The organism is bacterium (assembly GCA_037147175.1).
In the GTDB taxonomy this organism is placed as follows: Bacteria; Cyanobacteriota; Vampirovibrionia; order Gastranaerophilales; family UBA9971; genus UBA9971.
On sequence record JBAWVS010000013.1, the window covers coordinates 15,760 to 27,297 of the forward strand.

Annotated in this window: 8 protein-coding genes; 4 read left to right on the plus strand and 4 right to left on the minus strand. The window is 34.0% G+C overall.

Annotated features, from left to right (window positions below; all coding sequences use genetic code 11):
* Positions 1 to 182: 182 nt before the first annotated feature.
* Positions 183 to 1,514: a hypothetical protein gene (locus tag WCG23_04695; protein MEI8389167.1), complete on the plus strand. Its 1,332-nt coding sequence runs from the start codon at positions 183 to 185 to the stop codon at positions 1,512 to 1,514.
* Between the two features lie 85 nt (positions 1,515 to 1,599).
* Here WCG23_04695 and WCG23_04700 read toward each other — a convergent pair whose 3' ends face one another.
* Together WCG23_04700 and WCG23_04705 are read right to left on the minus strand one after the other, a co-directional pair.
* Complete coding sequence (locus WCG23_04700) at positions 1,600 to 2,670, minus strand: CoA protein activase (GenBank protein MEI8389168.1); 1,071 nt, start codon at positions 2,668 to 2,670, stop codon at positions 1,600 to 1,602.
* 359 nt (positions 2,671 to 3,029) lie between these two features.
* On the minus strand, positions 3,030 to 4,871 hold the full coding sequence (locus WCG23_04705) for a cation diffusion facilitator family transporter (GenBank protein ID MEI8389169.1): 1,842 nt from the start codon (positions 4,869 to 4,871) through the stop codon (positions 3,030 to 3,032).
* 234 nt (positions 4,872 to 5,105) lie between these two features.
* On the opposite strand from WCG23_04705, the gene smc reads away from it, so the two are divergent.
* Genes smc through scpB form a run of 3 tightly spaced genes read left to right on the plus strand, consistent with a single transcriptional unit; the run spans position 5,106 to position 10,142 of the window.
* Positions 5,106 to 8,600 carry a chromosome segregation protein SMC gene (gene smc, locus WCG23_04710; GenBank protein MEI8389170.1) on the plus strand — a complete coding sequence of 1,165 codons (3,495 nt, stop codon included), beginning with the start codon at positions 5,106 to 5,108 and terminating at the stop codon, positions 8,598 to 8,600.
* Positions 8,593 to 9,528, plus strand: coding sequence for a segregation/condensation protein A (locus WCG23_04715; protein MEI8389171.1), 936 nt, complete (start codon positions 8,593 to 8,595; stop codon positions 9,526 to 9,528). Before smc ends, WCG23_04715 begins: the two co-directional genes overlap by 8 nt.
* The gene (scpB, locus tag WCG23_04720; protein MEI8389172.1) at positions 9,528 to 10,142 is read left to right on the plus strand and encodes an SMC-Scp complex subunit ScpB; all 615 of its coding nucleotides are present in this window, start codon (positions 9,528 to 9,530) and stop codon (positions 10,140 to 10,142) included. The genes WCG23_04715 and scpB overlap by 1 nt, the downstream gene beginning before the upstream one ends.
* Here scpB and WCG23_04725 read toward each other — a convergent pair.
* The gene (locus WCG23_04725; GenBank protein MEI8389173.1) at positions 10,139 to 11,008 is read right to left on the minus strand and encodes a class I SAM-dependent methyltransferase; all 870 of its coding nucleotides are present in this window, start codon (positions 11,006 to 11,008) and stop codon (positions 10,139 to 10,141) included. The two genes, scpB and WCG23_04725, sit on opposite strands and share 4 nt — an antisense overlap.
* A gap of 157 nt (positions 11,009 to 11,165) precedes the next feature.
* Entirely contained in the window at positions 11,166 to 11,486 is a 321-nt protein-coding gene (locus tag WCG23_04730; GenBank protein MEI8389174.1) for a hypothetical protein, read from the minus strand.
* Positions 11,487 to 11,538: the final 52 nt, after the last annotated feature.

Sequence of the window (11,538 nt, forward strand, 5' to 3'; positions counted from 1 at the left end):
CTATTTTAGTATAGAATAAAATTCAACAACTCTATACCGCTTCAAAAATAAATTCGGGATTTTAACAACCGGCAGAAAAGCGGTATTCGTTAGTAGGAGCGTTATTTTTGGAAACGATGAGTTTTTGAAAATATAAACTCGTTTTAGTTTAATATTATTGCGTGTTTGAAAAGGTCTAATATATGCAAATTGATGAAAATTCTGAATCTTCAAAAAAGATTTCTGTATTAAAAACAGTTGCACTGCTAATTATTTGGGGTGCGACTATCGGAATAACCGCGAATTATGTCAGAAATCAAAATGCAGAAAATGCAACAGGTAAAGATATTATCAGATGTGTCATAGATGAAAATGCTTCTGATCTGAATTCTCCGGCATGCAAAAGAGTAATTAAAAAATGTTCAAATGATCAAACAGGTTTTTGTAAAAAATTAATTTTTTACAGTGATGACGGGGTTCATTCAGAAGAAATCCTGTCAATGTTGGGAAATATTTGCAGCAAAGGCGGCGAAAAAGCCTGCGATATTTTAATTAACAGGTGTATAGAAAACAGCTCAAATTGCGAAATTCTTGGAAAATCTTATAGTATAAAAAATTATCTTGCCATGAAATCCAGTGCTAAAAACACAGGCAAGTCTGTGATGTATAAAAAACTCAAAAATTATTACGATAAAGATGTGGATAACATTGTAGACAGTGTAATCCAAACCTGCATGACCGATAAAAACAGTATGGCTTGCCAAATCTTTACTTCTAAAACTTACGAATTTAATTCCGCGGAAAAACCTTATTTTGTTATTATCCAAAATCTTTCTGCCGAAGCAGTATTTAACAAAACAGGACTTTCTTTGGCAACAAATCCCGTTTTGCCGATTGCCGCAAATAAAAAAGACGAAGAAGCAATTTCAGTAAGTATTGATTCCGACAAAAATTATGAGGATACAACACAAACAGAAAATCCTGATGTTAAACCTGAGAAAAAACTCTTTCCAATTTTCAAAAAAGACAAAACAAATAATTTGCAAGCAGATATAAAAAATAAAGAAGGCAACCCTGACAAAGCAGCTGTTGAAGTATCGGCAAATACAGATTTGGCTTCTGCTATTCCCGATAAAAATATAATTTTGCAGAAAAAACAGCCTGAAGTTCTTTTTAAATCTCTTTTAACAACAGGTGAAGATAATAATATTGATTACATAAAAAATAAAATTTATTCTTTCGATATTAATTATAAAGAACCTGCAAATACTAAAATAAGATGGCTGGTTTCCTTTGACGGCAGAGCAACCTGGGAAAAATGGGATGGAACAGGTTGGATTCAGGTCAATACTGATTCGGGATTTGAAAATATTAATTTTTCCGCAATCGGCAATACCTCTGCGGAAATCATAAAAGGGTTAAAAGATTATCCTTTGCCAATCGGAGAAGCTTTTCTTGATTTTGCGGTTGAATTAATGTCGACAGAAGAAAATTTAACACCGTCTGTAGACAGAGTTGAAGTTAAATATTATTAATAAGGGCTGAAATACGAATACGCAATCTTTATAGGGATTTCTTTTTTAAAGCATTATATGTGCATATAAACCCCGTCAGGAAGGTTTAGCTCATAACCAGCTTTCTTCTTCTGATGAGATCAACAAACGCTTCGAGCCTTGTTACAAATCCTGCTGTGCCTGTTTGCTCGTCAAGTACAAGTGCAAGAATAGGAATTGAACCATCTTCCCTCATTCTCGGGAAAATATTCTGCGACATAATCTCCGGCATGCAAGTAAAAGGGCTTATATGTATAATCCCGTCAATGCCTTTGCTTGTGGCATAAGCCACGTCACTCACTGATTCTATTGCATCTCCGCCTATATCTCTTAAAAGGTAAGGTTTTGCAAATTTAAAGGCTCTTTCGATATGAGTTTCTTCTTTTCTCATAAATTTTGGAATTATTGCTGTTTTGAGCCATCCGCTAAGATTCATGCTTCTTTTTGTTTCAACGCCGAGTTTCCCGAGTTCTCTTTCGAGATTTTGATTGGAAAAAGAGTCAAGAACCATAAAAATTTCTCCCGTAAGATCAACTTTTAATATTTCTTTTTCTTTATCTATAGGAGTTTTTTTAATTTCCTGCATTGCAAGTATGTGTGCTTCTTTTAGTTCTTTTTTTGTAGAAGCTTCATCGATCCATTTTAAAGCTTTATTATATGCTCTTTCTGATTCTCCATACTCAAATTCTCTTGCTCTGTAATGAGAAAGGATGCTATCGAGATTATCAAGTACGAAAATTTTGTTAAATGCAATGTTCAAACCGTTAGCAATGGTAAGCAGATTAGAATTTCCTGTTACCATTTTCAAACATTTCATCATTTCGGCAAACTTGCCTTTGTAAAGGTCTAAATCTATATATTTTATCTTGTATCCCAGATCATCAAGAGCATTTCTGATTGATGTGCTATATTCGCCAAGCCGACAAATACCGGGACTGTTAATCATTATTACAGCTTCTGCGCCATGTTCTATAGCTTCGATGTAATTGCCGAGAAGCAGTTTATAAGGAAGACAAATTGCTTCAGGACTGTATTGAGTCCCTATAGATAATGTTTTTTTGCTTGTTTTGGGGGGGATAACTACCTCACCTCCGAGTGAACGGATTAAAGATGCTATTACTATATAAATAGTTCCCATATGTGGAAATGAAACTTTAATTTTCTTACCCTCCGAGTTATTCCTCATTTAGTATAAATTAGACACCGAATAAAGCTGTTTGTCTATATTTTTTGAATTTATAAGCCGAACTGTTAACATTATTAAGAATATAAATTAATTAATCCACAATGGCTTTGTTATTTTTTATTGTATGAATTCACAATCAAACTGCAACACTTAGAGCTTAGTTTGGCTATCTAGCAATTCAAGCTTGCTATAAAATCTCTCGAGGAAGATGGATTAACCCACGGACAAGCTGCCTCAAAGATATTAAAGAATGTTAAAAAATCTATAAAAAGCAGAAAAATATATATTTTGGCATAGAAAATTTTTTATAATTATTCTTCTGAGGCAAACTGGTCTATAAGGCCGTCTTCTTTGTATAAAATGGCTCTGACAATTTTATGCCCATCCATGTTTTCGACCTTCATTTTTATATCATTAGCTTCAACTTCATCGCCTATTTCCGGCTCTCTGCCAAGCAAACCGAATATATATCCGCCTATTGTCTGAAAATCTTCTGTAGGAAGGTCAAGCCCGAATCTTTCATTCAAATCATAAATATCCATTTTTGAATAAACACTTATTGTTTTATCATCAATCCTTGTTATTTCAGGAATTTGAACGTCATATTCATCCCAAATTTCGCCTACTATTTCTTCGAGAACATCTTCTACGGTTACAATACCTGCAACTCCGCCATGTTCATCTACCACAGCCGCAATTTGCGATTTATTTAAATTAAATTCGTTAAGCATACTGCTTATTGATTTATTCTCGGGAACAATTGTAATTTCTCGAACAAGGTCTTTTATTTGAATCAAGTTCTTGTCTTCACAATTTTTTATAGCTTTTAAAACATCTTTTGCATTAATAATACCGATAATATTATCGATATTTTCTTCATAAACAGGGATTCTGGTGTGTCCCGATGAAATAATAACATCCATGAGTTCATCAACAGTAGCTTCTGTGTCTATAAACTTAACGTCAGTTCTTGGAATCATAATTTCATCAACTACAGTATTGGTAAAATCAAAGAATTTAGAGAGCATTTTGGCTTCTTTGGGCGTTAAAATCTCGATCTTTTTGCCATCTTCAATTAATTTCTTAAATTTATCTTGCCAGTCATCTTCAGCATCACTTGCCTGAACTTCTATTGTAATATGGGAAACGTTTTTAATTTTTTCTTTTAGCTTAAGCTCAAGTTTATCGGCAATATCATCAGCTTCTTTAACCTGAATTTCGGGATCAACTTCAATTCCCATATTAATAATTAAACCAGATGACCCCATATCCATTGTTTTCAGGTCAAGAACATGTGAAACTCCTGTTGTCATCTCGGCAATATGTTTTATGTTTGCTTCAATATCAGGTTTTGCAGAAGTCCCTGTAAGAAAGTTTACATTATAGCGAAGCAAATAAAAAGCAAGTCCTAAAAGCATAAAACCTATTATTATGGAGGCTATAGCATCAGGAATGTATGAAAACTGCGCTTCTGTATAAAATTTTGCTATTGTTAAAGCAATTAAAGCAACTATTGCACCCGTTAAAGCAGCAGTGTCTTCGTACCAGACAAATTTTGTAGTAGGACTTTTTATTTGGTTTATGCATTTTATGGATTTTAAAAAAACATCAATAGGGCTGTCAGCCGTGATTTCTGCTTCTGATATTACGGCTTTGCTTGCACTAAGAACCGCCCACAGTTCAAATAAAATGCTTCCTGTTAAAGTTATAGCAATTAAAGGATAGTTATTAAGCAGCTGGATTTCGCTGTGATGAGTTATAAAAAGCTTTGACCAGCCTTTATACAAAGAAACAGCCGTACCTGCAAGCATAAATATACTGGCAAAAATCGCCCATACATTTGCTTCAAGTCCGTATCCGAAAGGATGAAACCTGTCCGCGGGTTTGCTTCCTCTTTTCAGTCCAACTAACAGGCAAACACTATTAAAGCCGTCTGCTGCCGAATGAATAGCCTCTGAAAGCATTGCCGAGCTTTTGCTCACGTACCAGCATCCCAGTTTTATTCCTGCTATGCCTATATTTGCAAATAAGGCTCTCCAAATTGCTTTCTCTTTGATAATATGAAGAGATTCAAAATCTGAATCTTTTTCTATTTTTATTATTGTTTCATGATTAACTGGTTCTGTATTTTTGTTATACGGGTCTGATGACATAAATTATGCTTCTCTCAAAGAATATTTTTACTATATTTATTTAAATTAAAAATATAACTATACTTTATAATATCAAATATTTTTCAAATATGCATAATATTTTCATTGTTTATAAAAATTGCTTAAAATTCTTGACAACTCACTCTACATATAGTGTAATTCTTATATATGTTCACTAAACAATTTATTGAATAATCGGTGTTGTGTTAAGGGGAAAGTCAGCGATATTTCTGGATGTACATCAGCAAAATTGAAATAGACAATTTTAAGTCTTTTGCCAATAAGACAGAAATCCCTTTTCTTGAAGGATTTACGACGGTTTCGGGACCAAACGGTTCTGGAAAGAGCAATATTATAGACGGTATTTTATTTGCTCTGGGTCTGTCGACCTCAAGAACACTTCGTGCTGAAAAGATTTTTCACCTGATAAACACACATAATAAAAGAAATGACGCCAGCGTTAAAGTTTATTTTGCAAAAAAAGACGGTACAGAGCCGTTTTCTATAACAAGAAAAATCAAAAAATCATCTAACGGTTACGTCAGCAGTTATTACGTTAACGACAAAGTTTCCACACTCACAGATATTCACGATGAATTATCAAAATATAACATCTCACCGGGCTGCTATAACGTTATGATGCAGGGTGATGTTACCAATATTATTAATATAAGCGCTAATGAAAGGCGCAAAATCATAGATGAAATAGCAGGAGTAGCCGACTTTGACAGAAGGATAGAACAGGCGAAAAAAGAACTTGATATTGTCGAAGAACGCGTTGGCAAATCCAATATAATTCTCAGCGAAGTTGATATCAGGCTTATTCAGCTGGAAGAAGAAAAACAGCATGCTTTAAAATACCAGAAATTAAGAGAAGAAAAACATCAACATGAGAGCAAACTGCATGTGGTCAGGTATTTTGAGATAAAAAATTCTTTTGAACGCTTACATGAAAGCATTCTTCACGCTAATAAAGAAAAAAAAGAAGAAGAAAAAAAGCTTTCAGAGTTAAGCAACATGCTTTTAGCAGCGCAAACAAAGCTTAAAGACTTATCTGAAGACATAAAAAACAAAGGTGAAGACGAGCAGATAGAAGTTAAAAAGCAGATAGAAACATTAAAAGGAATAATTTCCAGAAAAAAAGACAGTATAACCTTTACAGAAAAACAAATTAAGGATAATATTCACGGAATAGAAAGCGCTCAAAGAAATATTCAGGAATTAACAGAGAAAATAGAGGATTCAAACCTCAAAATTTCCAATAAAAATACCGAAATAAAAATCCTTGAAGAAAATATAAAAACAGAAAAAGAACATCTTCAAAGAGTTCTGGACGAAGTTTCCGGAATTAACAAAACTGCAAATGCACATTTAGAAAAACGAAACGCTCTAAGAAAACAGATCGAGAACAAAAAAGACGAAGAAAATGCTATTTTAAAAGAGAAACTTACCCTCCAAGAAAAGGTTTCCAGATTTTCAAGAGACATAGAAGAATCAAAACAAAAGATTCTTGAAGTTGAAAATCTTAAAATAGAATCTGTTGAAAAGAAAAATATTCTGGAAACACAGACAATAGAGCTGGATAAAGAACTAAAAGATTTCGAGCTCGTTCAAAAGAACAATCTTTATAATCACGATAAAATTAAAAATGAAATAAGCGATTTAACTTATAACATCAACACTGCTTACAGAAAAATTGCCCAGCTTGAAGCTAACAAAAGGGCTGCGGAAGATGCAGGATTCGGAAGAGCCATTGATACGGTGCTTAAAGCTGATATTGAAGGTGTTCACGATATTCTGGCAAAGCTGGGAAAAGTTGATGACGAATATTCAACCGCTCTTGAAATAGCTATGGGCGGAAGAATGAGAAATATTGTCGTTGATGACGATGAAACAGCAAGTATAGCTATAGAAGTTCTCAAATCTTCACGTGCGGGAAGGGCAACTTTTCTTCCGCTCAACAAAATGAAACCACGCCCTTGGGGAATGAAACCTCCAAAAGATGCCGGTATAATAGATTTTGCAATAAATCTTGTTGAGTTTGACAGTGTTTATGAACCGGCATTTAATTACGCACTCGGGGATACGCTTATAGTAGAGGATTTGAATGTTGCAAGGCGTTTAATGGGCAAATACAGGCTTGTTACGCTTGATGGCGGGCTTATAGAAAAGTCCGGTGCAATGACAGGCGGTGAAGCGCAGAAATCAGGGCTTAAATTTGCTCAATCTGAAGACGAAGAACTTAGTAAATTCAAAGAAAGATTTGAAAAACTTCAAGATAAAGCGATAAATCTCGAAACACAAAAGCAGGAAATAGAAAAAAAACTTGACGAAGTCCGCCGGGATTATTCAAATGCGATGACTGAATCAAACAAAAAGAAAATGGAGCTTGAAAATCTGCTTAAAAATCTTAAAGAAGCAGACACAACAATAATTTTAAAGCAGCAAAACATTGAAAAGATAACTCCTGAATTTGAAATTGCCGAAAAAGAATTGGAAGAAATTACACTTAAATTAAACACTTTTTCTGTTGAAATTCAAAAACTTGCAAAAGAAATGGAAATAATAGAACAAGCCCTTCCGAAAGATGAATTATTAAAGCTCAATGAGCAAACAGAGGGTATAGAGTTCGAAATTAAGCGTTATGAAAGCAAACTTTCCAACTGCCTCAATGATATTAAATCGGTTGAATTAGAAATCAACTTTAATAAACTTACAATATCAACTCAAAAAGACAAAATAGAGCGCACAACTGAAGAAAATATCAAACTTTCCAAAGAAAATGAATCTTTTGTTGTTGAAATCTCGAACACAGAAGAAAAAGCAAAAGAACTCGAAGAAAAAATTCGTGAAATAAGTTTAGAATTAAGCGAACTGCAAGGCGAAAGAGATAAATTCCACGCAGAAGTTCTAAATCTGGAAACCAATAAAAACGGGCTTCAATTAAAAATAGAAAGACTTGTTGCTCAGGTAGAAGCCTTTAAAGTCAGCCGCAAAGAAAAAGAACCCGAGCTTGACGCGATAAGAGAAGAACTTATAAAACAAGGCTTTGAAATAGCACAGCTTTCGCCAACAACAATTTCTGTTGATGAAGTTCATAAAAGCATTGCAAGACTTCAAAAACGTATGGAAGAGATGGAACCTGTCAATATGAAAGCTCTTACAGAATATGACGAGGTAAAATTCAGAAAAGACGAGCTTAAAAACAAAATAGACACGCTTATAAAAGAAAAACAACAGATAGTTGAAAGAATGAACGGCTTTGAAGACCTTAAAATAAAGTCTTTTAAGGAAACTTATGATAATGTAAACAGCAATTTCGAGGGGATTTTTGCTCAACTTTCCGATGGTACAGGAAAAATAGTGCTTGAAAATGAAGAAAACCCTCTTTTAGGCGGTTTAACTATAGAAGCACAGCCAAGAGACAAAAAAATGCAGCGTCTTGAATCAATGAGCGGTGGTGAAAAATCTTTAACGGCTCTGGCATTTGTTTTTGCCATTCAGAGATACCTTCCTGCACCTTTTTATGCATTTGATGAGGTAGATATGCACCTTGACGGAATAAACGCAGAAAGACTTGCCCAATTAATAAAATCACAGTCTTCTAATACTCAATTCGTAGTGGTATCATTAAGAAAACCTATGATTGAAGCTGCGGACAGAACTATAGGCGTTACACAGAAAAACAGCGGAATTACTAAGGTTACAGGAGTGAAGTTGCATGGCTAATACGGGTTTTAAAAACAATACTGCCTTCACGCAGCCAATAAACGCTTTAACTCTTGAAGTTTATGAAGACCTTAATAAAAAGGCTGAAAATGCTGTTGACGGAATAGAAATTCTTGTTGAAATGTCAAAAAAAGGAAAAATTGATCCGTGGAATATTGATATTGCTGATGTAACTGACAAATATCTTCAACAACTGGTAGAAATTAAAACCAATAACCTTAAACTTACAGGAAGAACTCTTTTCTTTGCGGCTGTTCTTTTAAGGCTTAAATCGGATATTCTTGAGGGCATAAATCTTAATGAGGATGATTTTCACGAACAGGATTTCTTTGAAGAGCTTGATAATACTTTTGATGACGATACCGAAAACATCAATATGAACAATGTCATTTCACTTGACGATGTTCTCGAAAGGAGAACCAGTGTACGGCTTCATAGAGAACGTATTGTAACGCTTGAAGACCTTATTAAACAACTTGAATTTTACGAAAAAATCGATAAAAGACTTGCACTCCAGAACAAAAACAGCAGAGCATTAAGAAGAGCCAAGTCCTACGAGAAATTTACCGCCGAAGACATCATAAACATGGCTCACGATGAATATATTGACAACAGTATAAAAGTTCTTCAGTCCGTACTTGAAAGAATTTTTCTTACAGACAAAAAAGCTTCCCTTTCTGAATTAATCGAAACAGGCATGGACAAGGTTTCTGTCTATATTGCGCTTCTGTTTCTTTCTGCAACAAGTGATATTGACCTTGTTCAAGATGAGTTCTATTCGGAACTGTATATTGTTCAGGAAAATTGTGAACAAAAGCCGGAAATATCAATAAAAGTTGATGACTTAAAACCTTCAAGAAAAATGAAATCTGATATTAGGTCGTTCAATCCCGATTCGCTTTCAAATAGTAAATCGGAGGCGTTTTAATGTCTAAAAAAGACGGGCTGCAAAAAAAATCATCTGATGTCGCTCCCTCTACGCCTTTAAAATGCAGGGTTGAAGCAGCTCTTTTTGTTATAGGAAAAGCCGCTTCTATTGAAGAAATAGCTGAAATACTTAAAGAAGAACCTGTTGAAGTGGAAGAAGCTCTTCTTGACTTAATTATGGATTATTCTACCCGCGAAACCGCTCTGGAAATTGATGATGAAAACGGATATATAATTCAAATAAACGAAGATTATAGGGATATCGTAGAAAAACTTGTTCCTGTGGAGCTTAAAACACCTATCTTAAGGACTTTAACAATTATTGCGATAAAAGAACCCATCAGACAATCCAGATTAAAAGAACTTCGCGGCGCTGTGGCTTACGATCACATCCTCGAACTTCTGGAAAAGGGTTTAATTACAAGGAAAAAAGATAAAAACGGCAGATCATTTATTTTAAAAACCACCTCTAAATTTGCTGAATATTTCAAAATGAAAGGCGATACACGCGCTCTGGCAAAAATTCTTGACATAGAAGCCACTCCTGATGTGGAAGGGATTCAAAAAGAAATAGATTATGATATAAACAGTGCTGCCGACACAGACCCAAATTAATATTTTTCTGCGGAAATATAAACTTTTGGCAGATTAATAGTTACTATTTTTTCGCTAAATTCTGTTTTCAAATTTTCAATAAATTCATTTACTTCATTTTCTGAAAGATAGCGAAGATATTTTTCTTTTATAGTGGGCTGCCCAACGCTTAATACGGAGTTAAACCAATCATCAACAATGTCTTTTGAAAAATCAATTTTTGAAAAAGGTTCGGCAGGAATTATATCAATATTATTAAAACCAGCATTTTTCAAATTTTCTTTAAGAGTACTTTCGTTAAAATTTAAAAGCGGGTCACTTTCATTAGATATAATTTTATCTTCTACTTCTTTTAATTTTTCATAGTTAGAAAAATTATCCGGATTAATTAGCTCATAAAATTTTGTATTTTTGTTCATAACGGCTTCATAACTTGATATTCTTCCGCCATGTTTTAATATCCTGAAAAATTCATTTATTGTTTTATGTTTATCAAGAATATGAACCAGAACTGACCTTGTAACAATAACATCAACCGAAGAATCAGGAAGCTTTGTATCAGCAGCATCTGTTTGAAGAAAGATTATTTCATTTTCTATTCCATAAGATTCAGCAATTTTATAGCATTCTTCAACACAATCTAAAAAAGCATCAGAAGCAATAACTTTTCCTGCGCCTTTTAGTCTTTCATACGCCCCAAAAGCAAGAAGTCCTGTTCCTGTTCCTACATCCAGAAGAACATCATTTAATTTCAAATTAGCCCTATCAAGAATTGTATCTCTAATTTCAAACAGCAATGAGTTCATTTGTTGTTTTTCTTCTTCTGAAGAACCTGCAAATCTTGAATTATTAAGCCATTTTGACCATGTTGTTACAACTTCGGACATTTGCTTTTCCTTTTTTGAATTCAAAAACGCTGCCGCAATTATTGCACTTTTTTGTTGATTTGTCAGCTTTTTCAGAAGATATTTAAATATATAAAAAAGCTACCCTTTTAAATTTTGGATAGCTTTTTTTATTTAATATTTATTTAATATTATCAGATTACAAACCGCCTAAAAGCTTTTTAGCTCCCTTAAAAATATCACCAACTACAGGTACTTTTTCAACAACATCTAAAGCCGCTTTTGCTATGCCAGCGCCGGGTATAAGATTAGTAGCTAAATCTGCTGCTGTACTCAGGAGTCCGCTGCCTTCTGACGATCCTGATTTAGTAAATGTATCAGATGATAAGCTGTTTTGCGCATTATTTAATAATAGACCTATTGCCTCCTTTGCATTTTGTAAAGCTTTTGGATCTTTAGGATCAAAGACAAATACTACGTTACTTTTTGCTGCTACTGAAGTGCCAACTCCTGCCACCATAATTTCTCTCCTCTTTCTTTCTCTCTCTACCCTTAACTAAATTACATATACT

Excerpts from the sequence above, each read along its gene's own strand:
- WCG23_04695 (MEI8389167.1), top strand. The coding sequence starts at position 183 with ATGCAAATTGATGAAAATTCTGAATCTTCAAAAAAGATTTCTGTATTA.
- WCG23_04700 (MEI8389168.1), bottom strand. The coding sequence starts at position 2,670 with ATGGGAACTATTTATATAGTAATAGCATCTTTAATCCGTTCACTCGGA.
- WCG23_04705 (MEI8389169.1), bottom strand. The coding sequence starts at position 4,871 with ATGTCATCAGACCCGTATAACAAAAATACAGAACCAGTTAATCATGAA.
- smc (MEI8389170.1), top strand. The coding sequence starts at position 5,106 with ATGTACATCAGCAAAATTGAAATAGACAATTTTAAGTCTTTTGCCAAT.
- WCG23_04715 (MEI8389171.1), top strand. The coding sequence starts at position 8,593 with ATGGCTAATACGGGTTTTAAAAACAATACTGCCTTCACGCAGCCAATA.
- scpB (MEI8389172.1), top strand. The coding sequence starts at position 9,528 with ATGTCTAAAAAAGACGGGCTGCAAAAAAAATCATCTGATGTCGCTCCC.
- WCG23_04725 (MEI8389173.1), bottom strand. The coding sequence starts at position 11,008 with ATGTCCGAAGTTGTAACAACATGGTCAAAATGGCTTAATAATTCAAGA.
- WCG23_04730 (MEI8389174.1), bottom strand. The coding sequence starts at position 11,486 with ATGGTGGCAGGAGTTGGCACTTCAGTAGCAGCAAAAAGTAACGTAGTA.